The 20,972-nt window shown below is 71.4% G+C and carries 14 protein-coding genes and 1 pseudogene; 10 read left to right on the plus strand and 5 right to left on the minus strand.

Annotated features, from left to right (window positions below):
* The first annotated feature begins 70 nt into the window (after positions 1-70).
* The 6 genes from ACIBQZ_RS17930 to ACIBQZ_RS17955 all read left to right on the plus strand — a co-directional run bounded on the left by ACIBQZ_RS17930 (position 71) and on the right by ACIBQZ_RS17955 (position 6,278).
* Positions 71-1,147 (plus strand): hypothetical protein, encoded by a 1,077-nt coding sequence (locus ACIBQZ_RS17930; protein ID WP_396089759.1) that lies wholly within the window; start codon positions 71-73, stop codon positions 1,145-1,147.
* On the plus strand, positions 1,134-3,923 hold the full coding sequence (locus ACIBQZ_RS17935; protein ID WP_396089760.1) for a nitrate- and nitrite sensing domain-containing protein: 2,790 nt from the start codon (positions 1,134-1,136) through the stop codon (positions 3,921-3,923). The genes ACIBQZ_RS17930 and ACIBQZ_RS17935 overlap by 14 nt, the downstream gene beginning before the upstream one ends.
* Positions 3,920-4,390, plus strand: coding sequence for a roadblock/LC7 domain-containing protein (locus ACIBQZ_RS17940; protein WP_396089761.1), 471 nt, complete (start codon positions 3,920-3,922; stop codon positions 4,388-4,390). The genes ACIBQZ_RS17935 and ACIBQZ_RS17940 overlap by 4 nt, the downstream gene beginning before the upstream one ends.
* Entirely contained in the window at positions 4,387-4,857 is a 471-nt protein-coding gene (locus ACIBQZ_RS17945; protein ID WP_396089762.1) for a DUF742 domain-containing protein, read from the plus strand. The genes ACIBQZ_RS17940 and ACIBQZ_RS17945 overlap by 4 nt, the downstream gene beginning before the upstream one ends.
* Positions 4,835-5,467, plus strand: a complete 633-nt coding sequence (locus ACIBQZ_RS17950) for a GTP-binding protein (RefSeq protein WP_396089763.1) — start codon at positions 4,835-4,837, stop codon at positions 5,465-5,467. Before ACIBQZ_RS17945 ends, ACIBQZ_RS17950 begins: the two co-directional genes overlap by 23 nt.
* Positions 5,468-5,561: 94 nt before the next feature.
* The gene (locus ACIBQZ_RS17955; protein WP_396089764.1) at positions 5,562-6,278 is read left to right on the plus strand and encodes a hypothetical protein; all 717 of its coding nucleotides are present in this window, start codon (positions 5,562-5,564) and stop codon (positions 6,276-6,278) included.
* 8 nt (positions 6,279-6,286) lie between these two features.
* On the opposite strand, the pseudogene ACIBQZ_RS17960 reads toward ACIBQZ_RS17955, so the two are convergent.
* The 4 genes and pseudogenes from ACIBQZ_RS17960 to ACIBQZ_RS17975 form a co-directional block, all read right to left on the minus strand.
* Positions 6,287-6,545: pseudogene (locus ACIBQZ_RS17960) on the minus strand (Txe/YoeB family addiction module toxin).
* A 76-nt stretch (positions 6,546-6,621) separates the two neighbouring features.
* Positions 6,622-11,496: a DNA repair ATPase gene (locus ACIBQZ_RS17965; protein WP_396089765.1), complete on the minus strand. Its 4,875-nt coding sequence runs from the start codon at positions 11,494-11,496 to the stop codon at positions 6,622-6,624.
* On the minus strand, positions 11,493-13,553 hold the full coding sequence (locus tag ACIBQZ_RS17970) for a flotillin family protein (RefSeq protein WP_396089766.1): 2,061 nt from the start codon (positions 13,551-13,553) through the stop codon (positions 11,493-11,495). Before ACIBQZ_RS17970 ends, ACIBQZ_RS17965 begins: the two co-directional genes overlap by 4 nt.
* Positions 13,554-13,598: 45 nt before the next feature.
* The gene (locus ACIBQZ_RS17975; protein WP_396089768.1) at positions 13,599-14,165 is read right to left on the minus strand and encodes a hypothetical protein; all 567 of its coding nucleotides are present in this window, start codon (positions 14,163-14,165) and stop codon (positions 13,599-13,601) included.
* A 447-nt stretch (positions 14,166-14,612) separates the two neighbouring features.
* On the opposite strand from ACIBQZ_RS17975, the gene ACIBQZ_RS17980 reads away from it, so the two are divergent.
* The 4 genes from ACIBQZ_RS17980 to ACIBQZ_RS17995 are packed head-to-tail and all read left to right on the plus strand — an operon-like array spanning position 14,613 to position 19,191.
* Positions 14,613-15,959: a glycosyltransferase gene (locus tag ACIBQZ_RS17980; RefSeq protein ID WP_396089770.1), complete on the plus strand. Its 1,347-nt coding sequence runs from the start codon at positions 14,613-14,615 to the stop codon at positions 15,957-15,959.
* 33 nt (positions 15,960-15,992) lie between these two features.
* A complete protein-coding gene (wecB, locus tag ACIBQZ_RS17985) occupies positions 15,993-17,189 on the plus strand; it encodes a non-hydrolyzing UDP-N-acetylglucosamine 2-epimerase (protein ID WP_396089771.1) in 1,197 nt (398 codons plus the stop codon).
* Complete coding sequence (locus ACIBQZ_RS17990) at positions 17,189-18,826, plus strand: DUF2334 domain-containing protein (RefSeq protein ID WP_396089773.1); 1,638 nt, start codon at positions 17,189-17,191, stop codon at positions 18,824-18,826. Before wecB ends, ACIBQZ_RS17990 begins: the two co-directional genes overlap by 1 nt.
* A 2-nt stretch (positions 18,827-18,828) precedes the next feature.
* Entirely contained in the window at positions 18,829-19,191 is a 363-nt protein-coding gene (locus ACIBQZ_RS17995) for a hypothetical protein (RefSeq protein WP_396089774.1), read from the plus strand.
* Position 19,192: 1 nt separating this feature from the next.
* On the opposite strand, the gene ACIBQZ_RS18000 is transcribed toward ACIBQZ_RS17995, so the two are convergent.
* Positions 19,193-20,923, minus strand: coding sequence for a hypothetical protein (locus ACIBQZ_RS18000; protein WP_396089775.1), 1,731 nt, complete (start codon positions 20,921-20,923; stop codon positions 19,193-19,195).
* Positions 20,924-20,972: the final 49 nt, after the last annotated feature.

The following is a 20,972-nucleotide window of genomic DNA, read 5'->3' on the forward strand; positions in this document are numbered from 1 at the left end:
GGCAATGTCAGTCTCGGTGGACAACCGGCGCAGCCGCACGCGCTCAGCGCTCGCGGCTGTTTTGACGGTTTTGATTCTCGTTCCGGCGGCGATCCTGTTCGCCAGCGTGTGGGGCACCATCTCCGACAAGCGGGACAGCACGAAGCTCGAGCAGCAGGGCGTTGAGTACATCTCCGCCCTGGCGCCTCTGGTCAGTGCGCTGGCGGAGGCACAGTCCTCGGCGCTGGCCGGCGTCTCGGACGCACCGGGCTCGCTCACCGCCGCGGTCAACGGCGTCGCCGCCGCGGACCAGCGGCTCGGTGACGACCTCGGCACGCGCGAGCGCTGGACCGGGCTGCGGCAGAAGATCGAGGGGCTGTCCAAGGTGACCGGCAACCCGGTGCTGGTCTTCCAGGCGCACGTGGAGGTCTCCGACCTCTCGCTCGCGCTCTACAACGCCGTGCGGAACAACTCCGAACTGATCCGCGACCCGGAGAACGACATCTCGCACCTGCAGCAGGCCGTCGCCATCGACCTGCCCACCACGGTGGTCCAGGTCAGCCGGATGGGCGACCTCAGCCAGCTGGTGGCCGGCGGCAACGCGCAGATCCAGGCGCAGCTCGGGCCGCAGTTCGGCGCCGCCGTGCAGTCGGTGAACACCGCGGTCAACAACCTCACCGACGACCTCCAGGCCGCGGTCGACGACACCGAGAGCACCACATTGAGCGGCAACCTGGTCAGCGGGCTCGACTCGTTCCGCCGGGGGGTGGAGTCGCTGACCCGCGGCGCCAACCCGGGCGGCACCCCGAACGCGGCCACCATGGCCACCGCGCAGAGTCAGCTGCAGACCTCGCTGGCGAACCTCTCCAACATCACCGCCCGGGAGATGACCACGCTGCTCGAGGAGCGGCTGGACAGCCTGGACAACGAAGCGATCGTGGCGCTGGCCGCGGCTGTCGCCGCCGTCCTGCTCGTCGCCGCCGCCATGGTGCTGCCGCTGACCGGCAGCGGCCGGCGGATCTTCACGCCGGCGCCCGGCGAGAGCACCCGCGACATGTCCGTGGGCCCGACCGGCCCCGACTCCGGCCGCACCGACCAAGGCACCCGCGTGCCGGGGTACGGCGAGGCCAACCCGACACGGCGGGAGCGATCCGGTGCTCTTCGGTAAGTTCCGCATCCTCGGCAAGCTCACGCTGCTGGTCCTGGTGCCGCTGCTCGGGGTCGTCGCGCTCGCGCTGCCCATCGTCGCCAACCGCATCGACGTCGCCCGCCAGGCGCAGGACACCTCCGACGCCATCCAGCTCGCCACCCAGGTCGGTTCGGCGGTCCAGGAGCTGCAGGAGGAACGTCTGCTCTCGGTCGGCTTCCTGTTCGGCCTGGTCCAGCAGCCGGAGCTGGTGGTGCAGAGCGCCAAGGCCAGCGACCGCATCCTCGGGCTCAAGCGGCTCGACCAGCGGCTGCCGGCCCAGCTGACCCAGGCCGTCAACGACGTCAAGAAGCTCGAGACCACCCGCGCCAACGTGCTCAACCGGACCATCCGGCCGGACCTGATCGTCTCCGAGTTCACCGCGGTGATCACGCCGATCATCGACGGCCTGGGCCTGAAGACGGCCGCCGACCTGACCACCTCGGTGGGCCGCCAGGTCTTCGCGCTGGACCAGGCGCTGCGCAGTGACGACCTGATCAGCCAGGCCTCCAGCCAGCTGACCAGCGCGGTGGCCACCAAGAACGCCGGCCTGACCAACCTGTTCTCGTCGACGCTGCTGCAGCTGCAGTTCATCATCGGTGGCGCGCAGGCATACTTCACCGCCGACCAGTACCGGCTCTACCTCGGCGCGCAGCAGGCGTTCTCGGCCCGCGTGGGTGACCAGTTCTTCGCCCGGGCCGCGACCGACCCGGCGTCGGCGGTCAAGCTGCTCAAGATCGAGACGCTCTACCCGTCGCTGCGCTCGGTCATCGTGCTCGGCGGCTTCGTGGAGAAGCGGATCGCCGCCGACGTGGACAACGCGGTGACCGAGAACCGGCAGAACGCGCTGCGCACGGCCGGCCTGGTCGGTGGCGGCGCCCTGTTCCTGCTGCTCGTCGTGGTCGCGCTGTCGCTGCTGATGGCCCGGGCGGTCGCCCGGCCGCTGCGCCGGCTCACCGTCTCCGCCGACCGGATCGCCCGTGCCGCCGAGGCGGAACTCCAGCGGGTCGCCGACGACGACGCGGAATCGGCCCGGCCGATCCGCCTGGACGACGTCGACGTGCAGGCCCAGGACGAGATCGGCGACCTGGCCCGGGCCTTCGACCGGGTGCAGACCACCGCCGTCCGGCTGGTGGAACGGCAGGTGCTCGGCCGCCGCAACGTCGCCCAGATGTTCGGCCACGTCGGCCGCCGTACCCAGAACCTGGTCGGCCGCCAGCTCGCCCTGATCGACAACCTGGAACGCCGGGAGACCGACAGCGACCGGCTGCGCGAGCTGTACCGGCTCGACCACATGTCCAGCCGGCTCCGCCGGAACGCCAGCAGCCTGGTGGTGCTCTCCGGCGCGGTCGGCGCCAACGACCACATGGCCCCGCTGGCCCTCTCCGACGTCGTCCGGCTCGCCCTCGGTGAGATCGAGGACTACACCCGGGTCGACGTCGAGGTGCCCGAGGAGATCGTGGTCGTGCCGGCCGTGCTGGCCGACCTGACGCTGCTGCTCGCCGAGCTGATGGAGAACGCGACGTCGTTCTCGCCGCCGCACACCCGGGTCACGGTCACCGCCGCGGAGCTGCGCGGCGGCGCCCGGCTCGCGATCATCGACCACGGCCTTGGCCTGGCGCCCGACCGGCTGGCCGAGGAGAACGCGCGGCTGACCCGCCGCGAACGCCTCGACCTGGCCCCCAGTGAGGTGCTCGGCCTGTTCGTGGTCGGCCGGCTCGCCCGGCGGCACGGCATCGAGATCACCCTCACCGACACCCCCGAGGGCGGCGTCACCGCATGGGTCGACCTCGCACCGGAGCACCTGGTGGCCCGTCGCGAGGTCGTCCAGGCGCCGATGCAGCCGATCCACGCGACCGTGCCGAGCCACCACACCGAGTTCGCGCCGCTGATCGCCGGCACCTCGGGCCGCTCGGTGCCGGGCAGCGCCCAGCCGTTCGACGCGAACGTGCTGTACCGGGCCACCAAGACCCTGGAGGCGGGCCGCTCCTGGAACGCCTTCGCCCCGGTCCGGGCCGGCGCCCCCGCGCTGGAGGCGGCGCCGAGTGGCTACGCCGCGCAGCCCGCTCAGCAGCACCCGTACGAGGTGCCGGGCGGCTACGAGGCCGGCACGCCGGTGGCCGGGCGCTTCCCGGCGGCCGTTCCCGAGCTGCCCTCGGCCGGGCGGTACGCCGAGCCCGAGCAGCCGCTGGTGGTGGAGGGCCCGATCGTCATGTCGGCGCCGGCCGACGCCGTCCCGATGCCGCACCAGCGCACCGAGGCGGAGGCCTACCGCCGCTCCGAGCCGCCGCGGTACGAGCGGCCGGCCCAGCCCGCGCCGCCGGTGCCGCAGCAGCGCACGAGCCCGGAGGCGCGCAACGGCGCCCCCGCCTCGGCCCCGTTGCGCCGCCGGGTGCCGGGCAACCAGTTGCCGGTGGAAACCGGCCCGAAGCTGCCGGTTGCGCCGCCCACCTCGGACGACGCCCTCGCGGCCCGGGAGGCGTTCGACGCCTTCGAGGCCGGCGTGTCCCGCGCGCAGTGGGACGTCATCGAGCAGGACATGTCGTCCCCGCCGGCGGCCGGCCATCCGCCGCTGACCCGGCGGGTGCCGGGCGCGACGCTGCCGGTGGGTGAGCCGCCCATGAACCCGGTGCCGGCAGCCTCCCCGGCCCAGCCGCTCGACCCGGAGGCCGCGCGCGCATCGATGGAACAGTTCGAGTTTGGCGTCGCCCGAGCACTGAACGAAACCCAGCCACAACCAGAGGGACAACCGCGATGACTTCCCCCTACTCGACCGAAACCGGCAACGGCAGCGACTACGCGCACTCCCAGTTGAGCGCCGAGGCGAAGACGTTCAACTGGCTGCTTGACTCGTTCACGTCCGGCACGGCGGGAGTCGTCGAGGCCATCGCCGTTTCCTCCGACGGCCTGCTGATGGCCATGTCCGCGATCAAGGACCGGCCCAACGCCGAGCGCCTGGCGGCCGTCGTCTCCGGGCTGACCAGCCTGGCCGGCGGCGCCGCGAGCTGGTACGCGCTGGGCAGCCTGAACCGCGTCATCATCGACATGGCCGACGGCTACCTGCTGGTCACCGCGATCAGCGCCGGCTCGGTGCTCGGCGTCATCGCGGACCGCTCCGCCAACCTGGGCACGCTGGCGTACGAGATGACGCTGTTCGCCACCCGGGCCGGCGGCGCCCTCAGCCCGCGCCTCATCGCTGAATTGAAAAACGCCGTTCAGCAATGAGACACCCGGCCGACCCCGACGACCCGGAACACCCGGCGGCGCCCGGTGTCCGGCCGTTCCTGCGCAACACCGGCCCCGGCGCGCGCTACCGGCCGGCGCCGCCGCAGGCACCCTCCACCGGGCCACCACCCGGCGAGCAGACCACGTCGCTGCGCCCGTTCGTCATCACGTCCGGGCGCGTCGCCGGGCTCGACCCGAACATCGGGCTGGAGACCCAGGTCAGCTCCCATCCGGGCGCGTTGTCCGCGCGCCTGTCGCCCGAGCAGCGGGCGATCGTGCACCTCTGCGGCGACCCGCTGTCGGTAGCGGAGATCTCCGCCCGGCTCCGGATGCACCTCGGCGTCACCCGGATTCTCGTCGGCGACCTGAGGGCCGCCGGACATCTTGACGTTCACGTGTTGGAGAACGACTTCCCCGACCCCGAGACCATCATGCGAGTGATCCGTGGACTTCGATCCATATCCTGACCGCCGCGTCGTCGGCACGGCGCGCGTGCCGAACGGGCCGCAGCGGACGGCACCCCCGGTGCCGGTCAAAATCATCGTGGCCGGCGGCTTCGGCGTGGGCAAGACGACCACCGTGGGCGCCATCTCCGAGATCTCGCCGCTGACCACCGAGGCGGAGATGACGATGGAGGGCATCGGCGTGGACGACCCGGGCCAGGCGTCCGGCAAGACCACCACGACCATCGCCATGGACTTCGGCTGCGTCACCATCGACCAGACGCTGAAGCTGTACCTGTTCGGCACGCCCGGGCAGACCCGCTTCGCGTTCATGTGGGACGACCTCGTCCGCGGCGCGCTCGGTGCCCTGGTTGTGGTGGATACCACCCGGATTGATGACTGTTATCCTGCGGTGGACTATTTCGAGCGTGCCGGGCTTCCGTTCGTGGTCGGCGTCAACACCTTCAACGGACAGCTCGGCTACAACCTGGACGAGGTCCGCTGGGCCCTGGCCGTCCGCGATGACGTGCCGATCGTCCAGTTCGACGCCCGCTTCCGGGGCTCGGTCCGGGATGCCCTGCTGGTGGTCCTGGATCAGGCACTCGATAAGGCGATGAAGATGCGGTCGTCGTAAGGTGTGCGCCGGGTCGCTTGCTTGCCGGTTCCCAAACCGCACCCGGAACGGGCACAGTAATACGGGCGACTGCGTGTGACGGGAGGACGGTGACGTGCGAGGCGGACTGGACGACGCGCTCGACAAGCTGGCGCGCCGGGACGAGCTGCGCCGCCGTGCCGCGGGGGAGGCCAACGGCACCCCGCCGGCGGTGACCGAGCTGGTCGAGGCGATCGCCGCGGTGGTCGGCCGCAACCCCGAACTCGGCGTGACCGTCGGCGTGGAGGGCGCGGGCGACCCGGTGCTGCTGCACTTCGCGGTCGAGGACGGCATCGTGCAGGTCAGCGCGGACAACTCGGTGGCCGACCGGGTGGCCGAGGCAGCGCCGACCGCGCCCCGGCACGCGGACTTCGACATCGACCTGGACGAGGCGGAGGCCTACGTCCAGCCGCACGGCTACCCGTTCGAGCGGCCGGCCGAGAACGGCCAGGAGACCCGCCGCCTGCACTATCCGGAGCCGGGCGAGCCCGACCGCTTCACCGGGCCGGCCACCCAGCCGGCGGAGCAGTTCCAGCCGCACCCGTTCGCGGCCACCCCGCCGCCGGAGGTGCCGCCGCAGACCACCCGGCGCATCCACGCCGAGCAGCACCGCGCCCCGGAGGAGCCGAGCGCCGCCCAGCGCGCCGCCGGCCAGCAGGAGCAGCGCGGCATGCCGACGCCGCTCCCGGAGCCGATCCCGCTGCGGGTCGACACGGAAGAGACGGAGATCGCGGCGAAACGCCTGGCCGCCCTGCTCCGCGACAACCCGACCCTGCTCCGCTCCCAGGACTGACCCGGCGCTCAGCTGCCGTAGTGGTGGCGGCAGGCCAGCACCTGCACGCTGTCGTCGACCAAGCGGTAGACCAGACGATGCTCGTGATCGCTGCGGCGGGACCAGAACCCCGACAGGTCCCCCGCAGCGGCTCCGGCTTGCCGATGCCCTCGTGCCCATTGCGCATGATGTCGTCGATGAGCGTGTTGGTGCGTTTGACCATTTGCCGTGGTTGGTCTGCCACCAGGCGTACTGGTCCCACGCCTCGGCCCAGAAGGTGACCTTCAGGGCCAGCGGGATGATCACGACGGGCGCGTGCCCGGAGCCCCTCCCGTGATCACACGTACAGAAATTGTGCGCCGAGCTACGCCGGACCGGCGAGGCGGCCGATGGCTTTCTCCACGTCGCCGACCCGGTCGGCCAGCAGGCCCACCGCGCCCACCGCCCGGGTCATCGGGTCGTCCGCCGCGCCGCCCAGCGCCTGCTCCCGCAGGAACGCCGCCTTCACCTCGGCCCACCGCTGCGCCTGCTCCGGGGTCAACCGGCCGCGCAGCTCCGCGAGCTTCAGCAGGTTCGCCTCCGCGCCGGTGGTCAGCGTCTGCGCCTCGCCCCGGTAGTGGTCGTCGACGACCGTTTCCAGCTCGGCGTCGTTCATCACCGGCACGATCCGCTCGGCCAGCTTGTTCATGTTGCGGTACGAGCCCTGCAGCTTGAACGGCGGCTCGGTGCGCGCCGCGTCGGACTGCCCCGCCGAGGCGATGTAGGTCTGGTTGTTGCGCAGCACGATCCGCTGCACCCGGCGCATCTTGCGCAGCACCGACAGCACCTGTTCCAGCTCGACGGCCGAGTACGCGTGGCTGAGCCGGTCGGGCCGCACCGAGTCGTCGCCCTCGGCCAGCCGGATCAGCAGCGGCAGGTCCGCCCGGTCCCGGGAGGACAGCGGCGCCAGCACCGTGTTCGAGGTCAGCGCGTTCTCCAGATAGGACAGCTCGAACACGTCGTCCCGCCCGGCCAGCACGTCGCCGAGGTTCCACACGTCGGCGCGGTTGGCCAGCATGTCCGGGATCCGGAACCGCTGCCCGCTCTCGGTGTACGGGTTGCCCGCCATGCACACCGCGAACCGCTTGCCCCGCATGTCGTACGTGCGGGTGCGCCCCTCCCAGACGCCCTCCATCCGGCGCTGCGCGTCACAGAGCGAGATGAACTTCTGCAGCAGCTCCGGCGACGTGTGCTGGATGTCGTCCAGGTAGAGCAGGACGTTGTTGCCCATCTCCAGCGCGAAGGAGATCTTCTCGACCTCCTGCCGGGCGGTGGCGTTCGGCGCCTCGGCCGGGTCCAGGGACGTGACGTCGTGGCCCAGCGCCGGCCCGTTGACCTTCACGAAGACCAGGCCGAGCCGGTTGGCCACGTATTCCATCAGGGTGGTCTTGCCGTAGCCCGGCGGGGAGATCAGCAGCAGCAGGCCGGACTGGTCGGTGCGCTTGGCGTCGCCGGCCGCGCCGAGCTGGCGGGCCAGGTTGTCGCCGATCAGCGGCAGGTAGACCTCGTCCAGCAGCTGGTTGCGCACGAACGCGCTCATCACCCCCGGCTTGAACTCGTCCAGCCGCAGGCGGTCCCGCTCGGCCGCGGCCAGGGCGGTGCGCTGCTTCTGGTACGCGCGGTACGCCGGCACCGCCGTGGCCCGGAACTCCCGGGTCCGGGTGAGCACCTCGTCCAGCCGCAGCGTGATCTTGCCGGCGACGATCCGGGGGTGGTTACCGAGCAGCCCGCCGACCGTCTCGGTGAGCGCCGCCGCAGAGTCGTGCCGGGTCAGCGCCGTCCCGGTCAGCTCCAGCGCCACCGCCTCGGCCAGATCGTCCGGCGAGCCTGCGTCCGGATGGGCCGCCACGAACGCGGTCAGCCACGCGGTGACGAGCTGCCGCCGCGCCGCCAGGTCGTCGGCGAGCGCCCGCAGATCGGCCGCGTACTCCTTGGGCGCCGCCGCCGGGCCACTGCCCAGCGCCCGGTGGAAGCGCTCGACCAGCGTGCGGGCGCCGGCGCTGGTGACGAAGCCGGCCGGGGTGCTCGCCAGTTCCTCCACCAGGTATTCGCCGACCAGCGGCTCCGGGCTGATCTCGGCGCACAGCTCGGGCAGCGCGGACCCGGCCGAGCCGAACATCTCCCGGGCGCGGACCAGCGACGATGCCCGTCGCGCCCAGGCGTCCTTGTTGCCTTCCCCGAACGCCCAGAGCAGCTGGGCCGCCGCGCGGACCGGGCCGGGATAGCGCAGCAGTCCGGCGGCGGCGTGCAGGCGGATCAGGGCGTCCAGGATCAGCGCGGCGTCGGCGTCGTGCACCCCGCGCTCGTACCCCTCGTCGTAGCGGGCCTCCGCGGCCCGGCGGACGACGGTGAGCAGCGTGCCGTCGGCGGCGGCCGCCGCGACCCCGGCGGGATCGTCGGCGAGCAGCGCGGCGGCGAGGTGCTCACCGCGGTAGACCGCCGTGGTCTCCGAGACCACGGTCTGGTTCCAGTACGCCTTGGTGGCCGCGAAGGAGGCGTCCCGGATCGGCGCCCGGTAGTCGGTGCCGGTGACCGCGAACGCCAGCTCGGGCCCGTCCGGCACCAGCGTCAGGTCGATGGCCTGGGTGTTGACCGCGAACGTGTGCCGGCCCAGCCGGATCGTGTGGCCGTCGGCGCCGTACAGGTCGAGGCGGTCGCGCAGGGCCCGGCCGGCCTCCTGCCGGGCGGCCTTGACCCGCCCGTCCAGCTCCTCGGCCCGCACGGTGTCGCCGAGGGTACGCAGCTCGCCCGCGACCGAACGCAGCTTGCCGACCATCGGATCGGTGGCGAAGTAGGTGTTGACCTCGTCGAGCGTGCCCAGCCCGGCGACCCGGCGCTGCACGCTGGCCAGCGTGCGTTGCGCGGAGTCGACCAGCCGGTCGGCCCGCCGCGCCCGGTCGTCGAGCAGCGCCTGCCGCCGGGCGGCGAACGCCTCGTAGACCTCGGAGCGCTTGGCACTGAGCTGATCCACGAAGTCGTCGAAGTCGCCGAACCGCGACTCCAGCGCCTCCACCTGCAGCATCAGCTTGGCGGACTGCTCGTCGCTGCGTTCCGGGGTGTCCGCGGCGGCCAGCCCGGCGGTGACCGACTGGCCCAGCAGGGCGAACTCGGCGGCGAACGCGGCCCGGCCCTCGACCGCGGCCAGCTCGCGCCGGCGGGCGTCCAACGTGGCCCGGGCGCGGTTGACGCCGCCGAGCACCTCACCGATGCGTTCCAGGATGGCGACCCGCACGGTGGCGTCGGCGATGTCGAGCCCGCCGACCACCTCGGTGACGACCTGCAGACCGTCGGCCTGCTCGGTGAGCCGCTCGGCCACGGGCGTGGCCTCCACCACGGTGGCGATCCCGGCCGCGTCGGTGATCAGCTGCCCGACCGACTGCTGGTAGCCGGCGAAGGCGTCCTCGCGTTGCAGGAACTCGACGGCGCGGCGGGCGGTGGACTCCACCTCGGCGGCCAGCTCGTGCTCCAGCCCGTCGAGCCGGGCCAGGTCGACGTACCGCAGCTCGCGCAGGGTGACGATCCGGCCCTGGGCCTGGCGCAGCGCGGCGAGCTGCCGGATCCAGGCGTCGGTGGTGGTGGGCACCTCGCCACGGGCCCGGCGGATCAGCGAGGTGGTGGCGGCAGCGGCCTCCTCGACCGCGGTGGCGGCCTGGGCGGTCAGCTCCTGCACCGACTCGTACTCGTCCAGGACCTGCTCGGCGGTGGCCCGGACCTCCGACAGCGGGCTGCGCAGGTCGCCCAGCTCCTGCTCGCCGAGCCAGTGGTAGTGGTCGAAGAGCCGGCCGCACGCGGCGATGATGGCCTCGAAGACCGCGCCGGACGGCGTCATCTCGTCGACCATCCGGGCCACCGACAGCGCGTCGGCGATGCCGCGGACCAGCTCCGCGTTGCCGACCCGCTCCAGCGGCCCGCTGCCGACCGGCTGCGCCGCGGCGTACGTGTCCGACACGTACGGCGTCTGCCACACCTGCATCGGGTGCACCCGGGTCGGCTCGTCCGTGACGTGCCGGAACGCGATCAGCGTCCCGTCGTCGAACAGCGAATACCCGTGGCAGCTGATCGGGGTGGCGACCTCCTTACGGATCACGTTGTACGGCAGCAGCAGATACCGCCCAGCCGTCCGCGCGTGGAAGACGTAGAGCACGTCCTCGCCGTTGACCGACCGCACCACCCGCTCGAACTCGAGGTCGGTGACGTCCGCGTCGAACGTCTTCGCCGCGCCGGTGGCCAGGTAGTAGCCGCCCGGGAAGATGACGCCCTGCTCCTCGGGCAGCCGCTGGCAGGCCTGCCCGATCCCGTCGAGCCGCCGCACCTCCCTGGTCCGGGTGTTGAAGATCAGGTACCGCTGGGTGGTCTCCTTGTACGGCAGCACCCGCAGCAGGATCAGCGGCCCGATCCGGGCGTACGCGATCTCCGCGTCGGCCAGGCTCTGCAGTGGCTCGTCCACCGGTTCGGAGAAGACGCCCTCGCCGTCCTCGGTGTTGTTCTCCACCTTGACGGTCAGGCTGCCGCCGACGGTCTCCACGAAGACCTCGTCCTCGATCGACACGTGCGGGTGCCGGCCCAGGATGTGCTGCTCGCGGGTGGTCGGCGTCCACTCGAAGTCGTGCGCGGGCGGGAAGACGTGGTCGCGTTCGCCGCGGTTGTCCACGTACGACACCGAGCCGTCGACGCCGACCTTCCAGCGCAGCACCTTCAGGTCGTCCGCCCGGGCCCCGGTCTGGAAGACCGCCAGCAGCAGGCCCTCCAGCCGGCGCAGCTGGAGCAGGTGGGTCTCGCGGTAGTAGCGGTACAGCTCGGCGAAGTCGCGCTGGAAGACCGGGTCGTCGAGCAGGCCCGGCAGGGCGCCCGGGTCGAAGCGGAACGCTTCGCCGTCGCGGCTGAAGCCGTGCACCGAGAAGACGTCGTCGATCGCCGTCTCGGTCTTGAGCCCGATGAACACGTTGTAGCCGAACAGCATCGAGCCGCCGACCTGCACGATGTCCCGCGGCACACAGTTGTTCCCGGTGCGGATCCGCTCCGCGCCGAGCAGCCGCGTCTGCTGCCCGCCGAAGGTCTCCATCCGCTGGGCGTTGAGCGCCTCGGCGCGCGCGGCCAGCTCCTTGGCCTGACCGCCGAGCCGGGCCCGGAGCACCTCGTAGGTGCCGGCGTCCAGTGCCGCGGCCTCGCCGGCCGCGGCACCCACTGCGGCCGTCGTCACTGCTGGGCCACCACCGCGCCGTTGGCCGGCACCAGGGCCGCGACCCGGGTGTCCGCCACGCCCAGCTTCTTGGCGGCGGCGAGCAGCTCACGCAGCTTGCCCGCGTCCGTGCCGCCGGCCTTGATCTGCTGGGTGAGGAACGCGGCGAGGGTCAGGTTGGCCACGTCGCCGGTGGACACCGAGCCGAGCACCCGGCCCAGGTCCTCGGCCAGGTTGGCCGAGCCGTCCAGGTACCGCGAGCCGATGCCCTGGGCGACGGTCGAGTGCTCGACGAAGCCGTCGAGGCTCTTGCCCATCGTGATCGAGCCGAGCAGCTTGTCGAAGAAGACCGAGTCGCCGCCGACGATGTCGATGTTCGCCTTCTCCAGCCCGGCCGCGACCACCATCGCCTGGGACTCGGCGATCTCCTTGTGCACGGTGATGCCGGCGAGCCGGATCTCCTTCTCCATCTCCAGCCGCAGCCGGTACTCCTCGTGCTCGCGGGTGACGTCGTCCATCGCGCCCAGCGCGGCGGCCTTGTCGGTCAGGCCCTCGGCCTCGCCCTTCAGCTTCTCGCGGATCGCCTCGGCCGCGACCAGCGCCTTCTCGCGGTCCACGGTGGCCTCGGCGCGGCCGGTCAGCTCGACGACCTCGGCGTTGGCCCGGCCGGTCTTCTCGATCACCTCGGCGTTGCGCTCGCGCACCTGGACGTCGGCCAGGCCGGCGGCGGCCGCCTCGGCCTGCGTACCCTCGGCCAGCCGGATCATGGCACGGGCGTCCAGCTCGGCGGTCTGCTGGCGAGCCTCGGCCAGCAGCAGCACCTCGCGGGCCTTGAACCGGGCCGCGGCCTCGGCCGCTTCCGCGGCCTTGATGTCCTTGACCAGGGCCTCCTGGGCCTCGGCCTCGGCGTTGATGATCACGGCCTGGCGGGTGCGCTCGGCCTCCTCGACCACGCGCAGCCGCTTGATGTTCTCTTCCTGCTCGGCCACGGTCCGGTCGACGGCGATGCGCTCGCGGATCACCTCGGCGATGGCCCGCTTCTCGCCCTCGACCTCCTTGTTCTTGCTGATCGTGGAGAGCTCGGTCTCCCGCTCGCGGCCGATGACCTCGAGCATCCGGTCCTTCTCGATGCGCTCGGTCTCGATCGCGATGACCCGCTCGCGGTTCTTCTCGGCGACCGCGATCTCCCGGTCCTTGTTCTGCTTCTGCACCCCGAGCTGCTGCTCGGTGCGCAGGTGCGCGCCCTCGGCGCGGAGCCGCTCCTCGGCCTGGGCGAGCTGGATCTCCGCCGTCTCGCGGGCCCGGATGGTCTCGATCTCCCGGTTCTGCTTGATCTCCGCGTCCGCCTGCCGGCGTTCCAGCTCGAGGATCGCCTCCCGGGCGTCCACGTTCTGCCGGGTGATCTCCTTCTCCTCGTTGCGCCGGAAGTCGTTGGTGCGGACCGCCTCGATCGCGGTCAGCTCGGTGATCTTCCGGATGCCCTGCGCGTCCAGGATGTTCTTCGGGTCCAGCGAGCTCATCGGCGTCTGCTCGAGGAAGTCGATGGCCGCGTCCTCGAGGCTGTAGCCGTTGAGGTCGGTGCCGATCACCTCGATGATCTGGTCCCGGAACTCGTTGCGCTTGGTGTAGAGGTCAACGAAGTCGAGCTGCTTGCCGACCGTCTTGAGCGCCTCGGAGAACTTGGCGCTGAACAGCTCCTGCAGCGTGGTCTCGCTGCTGGCCCGGGTGGTGCCGATCGCCTGGGCGACCTTGATGACGTCCTCGGTGGTCTTGTTGACCCGCACGAAGAACGTGATCCGGATGTCCGCCCGGATGTTGTCCCGGCAGATCAGGCCCTCCCGGCCGGTCCGGGAGATCTCGATGGTCTTCACCGAGATGTCCATGGTCTCGGCCTTGTGCAGCACCGGGAGCACGACCGCGCCGGTGAACGTGACGTCGACCCGGCGCACCTTCGACACAATGAGCGCCTTGCCCTGCTCCACCTTGCGGAACATCCGGCTGAAGAAGAAGACGACGCCGAGCGCGATGAGCAGCACGACGGCGATGAGCACACCGAGACCGGTGGAAATCACATCCATCATTGATCCTTCTTGCCGAGGGGCTGAACTGCCGAGAGGGCTGAACTAGAGAGCTACGTCGGCGGGGACGATCCAGAAGAACTCGCCGTCCGCGTCGAAGTCGTAGAGCACGGCGACCGTGCCGGCCCGCAGATCGTCGTTGCCGGCCTGCCGCACCTGCACCAGCGCGGAGGACCCGTCGGGTGAGTGCACCTCGGCCTGGCCGAAGGTCGCGGTGACCCGGCCGGTGCGCACGACGCAGGTCATCCCGACGAAGTCGGCGCGCGACGGCTCCGCGCCGGTCGGCAGGAACCGCCGCAGCAGCAGCACGGCCAACCGGGCGACCAGCCAGGCCACCGCGATCGCGCCGGCCAGCACCAGCCCGGCCGGCACGGCCCCCAGCAGCTCGCCGCCGGCCAGCGCCGCGAACCAGGCGACCGCGACGAGCACCGAGAGCACCACCGAGGCGGGCACGCCGCCGAAGCCGAGGAAACCGCCGTCGGTGTCGCCGCCGTCGCCGTCGGGGTCCGCCCCGCCGACGATGACCACGAGCCAGTAGCCGATCACGACCACGAGGAGAGGGGTGAAGATGACGGCGGGGAAGCTGAGTGCAGCCTCGAAGAACCCGCCCATGCAACGCCCCGTTTCCCCGCAAGCCGCCCGCCTGCGGTGATGTTCATGATGGCAGGGGCGGTCAACGCGCGTTGCCCCCGAACCGACCACAACGGGTCATCTGTTCAGTCGGAAGCCCGACGAACCTCACTCAGGGTGATGGCACGACGACCGTGGCGGTCCAAACGCTCGAAGCCACTGTGAGTGACGAGATCCTCGCTAAGGCGCACCACCTATCCCGGTTTGTCAGTCGGCGTCCTCACGTGGGGTGACGCGGCTTTTCGGGTCTTTCACGGTGATTCGCCCCGCCCGAGATGTCTGTCATAGGCCAAAAGGTCAGTTCGGCCCGGCGGGCCGGTCAGCACCCTTGCGTCACGCTAGGTAGCGACTTAATGTCCTATTACGTCCGAGAGAGCGGCCCTGAAACGGTGGTCGACATCACGGGTAGTGACGAGGGGAGGCGAAACGATGACGGCATCCGACAGCTGGTACCTGGTGATCGCCGGATACGCGATCATGCTGGCCTGGCCGGTCTCGACGCTGGCCCTGGTGAGCTTCGCGGTGCGGTACGTCGCCTCGCACCGCACCACCACCGTCACCAGTTCCCTGGCGCACGGCGACGGCACCCCGCAGCACTTCTGGATCATCGTGCCGGCGCTGAACGAAGAGGTCGTCGTCGGCACCACGGTCAACGCCGCCCTGCAGCTCGGCGGCCCCGGCGGCACGCTGGCCCGGGTGCTGGTGGTGGACGACGGCTCCGACGACCGCACCCCCGAGGTCCTCGCCGCCATCAGCCACCCGCGGCTCCAGGTGCTGCGCCGGAACCTGCCGAACGCCCGCAAGGGCAAGGGCGAGGCGCTGAACGCCGCGTACCGCTACATCGCCGAGCGCACCGCCGAGGCCGGCGTCGCGCCGGACAAGGTGGTCATCGGCATCATCGACGGCGACGGCCAGGGCAGCCGCAACATCCTGCTCGAGGTCTCCCGGATGATGCGGGACACCACGGTCGGTGCGGTCCAGGTGCAGGTGCGCATCCGCAACCGCAACAAGCTGCTCGGCGCGGTGCAGGACCTGGAGTTCGGCGCGATCGTCAACGCCTGCCAGAGCCTGCGGGACACCATCAACACCGTCGGCCTCGGCGGCAACGGCCAGTTCACCCGGCTGTCCGCGCTGCTCGCGCTGGGCGACTCGCCCTGGTCGGCCTGCCTGGTCGAGGACCTCGAGCTGGGGCTGCGGATGCACCTCGACGGGGTCGGCATCCGCTACACCTCCCGCGCCTCGGTCACCCAGCAGGCCGTGGTCGACCTGCGCCGGCTCACCCGGCAGCGCACCCGCTGGGCGCAGGGCAACATCCAGTGCGTCCGGTACCTGCGCCGGCTGATGAGCTCCGAGCGGATCGGCCCCACCTCGCTGCTCGAGGTCATGCACTACCTGATCTCCCCCTGGATCAACGCGGTGGTCACCGTCGTCCTCATCGGAGCGACCACGACGGCCACGGCGGGACTGCTGGTCAGCCACCCGATGCCGTTCCTGCCCACCTGGTCGGCACTGGCCGGCAGCGCCGGGATGTGGTTCTCGGTCACGTTCTTCCCCGGCTTCGTCTGGGCGCTGGTGCACCGGCACCGGCTGCGCGACGAGACCCTGCGCCGGCTGCTGCTCGCCGCGGCCGCGTACCCGATCTTCCTGCTCCTCGGCCTGGTGGCCACCTACCGCGCGATCGGCCGGCAGGCGGCCGGCAGGCAGGCCTGGGCCAAGACCGAACGGCTCGCCGAGGAGCCCCTCCCGCAGTCCCGGCAAGTAGCACTCGCCGCCTGAAGGTTCCCCCTCCCCCAAAAAAGAGGCACCCCCATGTCGCTCCCCGAAGTTCACCTGATCGGCGGCACCCGCCCCGAGGCCGTCAAGCTCGCCCCGGTCGTGCTGGCGATGCGCGCCGCCGGCCTGCTCACCCCGGTCCTGGTCGCCAGCGGCCAGCACCCGGCCATGGTCAGCCAGGCGCTCGCCGCCTTCGACCTCACCCCGGACGTGACGCTGCGGGTCGAACGCGGCACCGGCAGCCAGGCCGAGCTGCTCACCGAGCTGATCCGGCAGCTGGACGCGCTCTGGGCCGACCGGGCCCCGGCCGCGGTGATCGTGCAGGGCGACACCACCACCAGCCTGGCCGGCGCGCTGGCCGCCTTCTGGCGCCGCATCCCGGTCGTGCACCTCGAGGCCGGGCTGCGCTCCGGCGACCTCGACTCGCCGTTCCCCGAGGAGGCGAACCGCCGGCTGGTCGCCCAGGTCGCCGCGCTGCACCTCGCGCCGACGCCGCTGGCCGCGATGAACCTGCTGGACGAGAACATCAACACCGCGGACGTGCTGATCACCGGCAACACCGTGGTGGACGCGACGCTGGCGGTCGCCGGGCGCCGGCTGCCGTTCGAGAACGCGCAGGTCGCGGCGGTCCGGGCGAACGCCGCCGGGCGCCGGCTGGTGGTCGTGACGGCACACCGGCGCGAGTCGTGGGGCGCGCCGCTGGACCGCATCCTGGCCGCGGTCCGCACGCTGGTCGAGCGGTACGCCGACATCGACGTGATCCTGCCCAGCCACCCCAACCCGGCCGTCCGCGCCCAGGTCGAGGCGGGCCTCGCCGGCGTCAACCGGGTGACCGTCACCGACCCGCTGCCGTACCCGGACCTGTCCCGGCTGCTGTCGGAGGCCTACCTGGTGCTGACCGACTCCGGTGGCATCCAGGAGGAGGCGCCGTCGTTCGGCGTGCCGGCGCTGGTGCTGCGCGACGTGACCGAGCGGGTCGAGTCGCTGGACGCCGGCTGCGCCCGGCTGGTCGGCTCCGACACCGACCTGATCGTCAAGGAGGCGGCCGTGCTGCTCGACAGCAAGGTGCGCCGCGACGCGATGACCGCCGGGGGCAACCCGTACGGCGACGGGCTCGCCGCCGCCCGCACCGCCCAGGCCACCGCCGCCCTGCTCGGCCTCGCCCCGGCCCCGGCACCCATGCCCGCCGGCGCCTCCCCCGCCACCACCGCCACGTTCGGAGCGTCCTTCTGATGCGCATCTCCAAGATCTCCCGCCGCGCCCTGCTCGGCGCCGGCATCGCGGCCACCGCGACCGCCGCCCTCGGTGTCGGCGTGGTCAACGCCGACGCCGCCGTCCGGACCTCCGCCGTCGGTTCGATCGCCGCGAAGTCCGGCAAGGCCGCGCCCGGCGGTGGCACCGCGAAGACGCTGGTCCTCTACGACACCACCGGCGACTACGGCTGGCTGGGCGAGGTCTACGCGACCCAGACGGCGAACCTGGCCTCGCACTTCGGCTCCTGGACCGCCGAGCCGGTGGCGAACTACCAGGCCGGCGACCTGAGCGCGTTCACCGCGGTGATCTACCTCGGCTCGACCTACGACGAGCCGCTGCCGGACGCCTTCCTGGACGACGTCACGGCCACCACCAAGCCGGTCACCTGGGTCTTCGACAACATCTGGCAGCTCGCCGCGCGGGACGCCGCGTTCGCCGCCACCCGGGGCTTCACCAGCGGCGCGTTCGACTTCGCCGCGGTGGCCGAGGTGGGCTACAAGGGCCGCAAGCTGACCCGCGACACCACCGACCGGTCCGGGATCATGAACCTGGCGATCACCGACGCCGCCAAGGTCAAGACCCTGGCGACCGCGGTACGCCCGGACGGCACCAGCTTCCCGTGGGCGGTGCAGTCGGGCAACCTCACCTACGTGGGTGAGATCCCGTTCGCCTACGTCACCCACGACGACCGCTACCTGGCCTTCGCCGACCTGCTCTTCGACGCGCTCGGTGACACCGGCGTCGCCCGCGAGCGGCACCGCGCGCTGGCCCGCATCGAGGACGTCGGCCCCGACTCCGACCCGGCCGAGCTGCGCGCGATCGCCGACTACCTGTACGCGCAGAAGGTGCCGTTCAGCGTCGCCGTCTACCCGCGGTACCGCGACCCCAAGGGCGTGCAGAACAACGGCAAGGCGCAGGACTACACGCTGGTGCAGCGGCCGAAGGTGGTGGCGGCGCTGAAGTACCTGCAGCAGCGCGGCGGCACGCTGCTCATGCACGGCTACACCCACCAGTTCGGCAGCGTGGCGAACCCGTACGACGGCGAGAGCGCCAACGACTTCGAGTTCTACTCGGCACACGTCGACGCGAACAACAGCGTCATCTACGACGGCCCCGTGCCCGGTGACTCGGCCTCGTGGGCCGCGAGCCGGATCGCCGCCTCGGGCCTGACCTTCGCCCTGGCCGGCCTCGGCGTGCCGAGCACGTTCGAGTTCCCGCACTACGCCGGCAGCGCGGTCGACTACCAGGCGGTCAACTCGCTGATGGGCAAGCGCTACGACCGGGGCCTGTACTTCCCGGGCGTGCTCACCGGCGCGAAGTTCGACTACACCCGGCAGTTCGGCCAGTTCTTCCCGTACACCGTCCGCGACGTCTACGGCTCGGTGGTCATCCCGGAGAACATCGGCAACGTGGAGCCGGACTCGTACAACAACCACCCGGCCCGGCTGCCCGCCGACCTGCTCGCCTCGGCCGGCCGCAACCTGGTCGTCCGCGACGGGGTGGCCAGCTTCTTCTACCACCCGTACCTCGGCACGAGCTACCTGAAGGACCTGGTCACGGGGCTCAAGGCGCAGGGCTACACGTTCGTCGGCGGCGACCAGATGCTGGCCGGCTGACCATGTCGGGTACGGCAGAGGTCGTGGCCTTCTACGCCCAGTCCTGGATCAACTGCGACCCCCGCGCGGTGCGCCGGGTCATCGCCGCCGACGCCGAGATCGAGTGGAACCTCGATCTGCCGGTCGACGACGAGGAGCTGGTGCAGACGCTGGACCGGATCGCCGCGTTCGCCGACCCGGTCACCGTCGCCGCCACGACCTGCGCCGGCGACCGTGCCGTCCTCGTCTACGACTGCGTCGCCCCCTTCGGGGTCGTCCGCATCGCCGAGTTCGTCACGGTCGCCGACGGTGCCATCAGCGGGATCCGGCAGGTGTACGACGTGGTGGCGCTGCGCCGCTACTTCCCGGGTCTGCTGGACGACTGACCTACTTCTCCTTCATCGACTTCAGCGGGCTCGGGTCCACCGACGACGGCATGTTCCATTTCTGGATCTCCTTGCCGGTGCAGGTGGAGACGATCACCTCGCTCCACAGCCCGTTGTACCGGTAGGCGGCGCCCAGCGAGCCGGCCGGCATCAGGCAGAGCCCGAACTGGTCGACGATCTGGTACGACTCCTTGTACGTCGGCGCGTCCTCGTAGACGGTCCACTGCAGGTTGACCCCGCCGTCGGAGCACTTGGCGACCCAGACGAACGCGTTGGCGACCCCCGGGCTCTTCATGCAGTACGGCACCAGGTTCGGCGGCTGGGTGGAGATCTGCCCGATGGCCTTGTAGGCCGGTGCAACCACCGACGGCGCGATCCACTTGTGGTTCCAGTAGACGTCGCTGACGAAGCTCTGCTTGCACGGGTACGTGATCAGCGCCTTGACGTTGTTGTTCACGTTCTCGTTGGTGAGGTCGAGGCAGCGGCCGACCTCCTGGGTGCTGACCAGTTGCTTGCTCTTCGGGCCGGCGCCGCCGGGGCCGACCGAGGCCTCCGGCTGGAAGCTGCGCTGGTTGCTGTTCGCCGAGCCGCAGTTCGACCCACCCTTGCGCAGCACGATGGGGGAACCGACGGTGGCGTCCTTGGCGTTGAGGCAGTAGCGGGCGGCGCCGTTCAGGCCGTCGTTGGCGTAGTAGGTCTGCGGGTTGACGTCGTAGTTCCACTGCTGGGTGGCGAGCTTCGGGCTCACGCACTCCTGGAACTTCACCGGCGCGTCGGTGGCGTACGTCGTCGCGGTGATGCACAGCCCGTAGGTGTAGGTCGTCCCGCCGGTGCTGGTGACCGGCAGCCCGGTGAGCTTGTTGGTGACCGTCGGCGCGCGGGTGTTGGCGAGCACCAGGGACAGGTTGTTCGGGTAGATGAACGCGGCCTGCTCGTCGGGGCTGGTGCAGGGCACAGCGCTCACCGCGTCGCCGGGCTTCGGCGTGCCGTTGAGGTCACCGAGGCAGAGCTTGGTGGCGACGTTCGTGGCGTTGACCACGATCCGGCCACCGGGGATGTTGTCCTCGCTGGTGTGGAACGTGTAGGTCGCGTACAGGACGCGCTTGGTGCCGCCGACCTTGCCCTCGGAGCGCAGCAGGCCGTAGAGCGGCACCTGCTGCAACGTCCCGCCATTGCCGTTCACGTCGCTGCCGACGCAGCCGACCGCGCTGGTCAGGGCCTTGGCCAGCCCGACCGTGTCGGTCACCCCGGTCACGACATCGGTCAGGGCGCGGCCGCTGGCCAGCTTGTTGATGTTGGTCAGCGGGCCGAGGGCCTGGAGCTGCCCGACCAGGTTGGACGGGTTGGTGAGGAAGTAGCCGACCGTCGTCGTGTAGCCGGGCGTGGCGCTGGTGGACTTGCCGAGCGCCGCGAACGGGTTCTTGGTGGGGTCGGTGGGCGGGGTGAGCACGCCGCAGGGCAGCTTGTCCAGCAGCGCGCCGGTCACGGCGTAGGTGTCCCGGATCGCCTTGAGCCCGGCGTCCAGCCCGGCCTGGGCGGCATCCACGGCCGCCACCCGGTCGGCGAGCCGCTGGCTCTGCTTGAACTGGTCCATGACGACCCCGCCCAGACCCGCGCTCAGCGAGACCCCGACGAGGGTGACGAGCATGGCCAGCGGCATCGAACCGGCGTCGCTGCGGCGGTCGAGCCGGCGCTGACGCCACCGGGCAGCAAATGATCGAGGGCCGTGCATGTGACCTCCTGGCCCTGGTCGGGACTCTTCCGAACCCGTCAATCGACCA

Source organism: Actinoplanes sp. NPDC049599 (genome assembly GCF_044465625.1).
GTDB lineage: Bacteria > Actinomycetota > Actinomycetes > Mycobacteriales > Micromonosporaceae > Actinoplanes.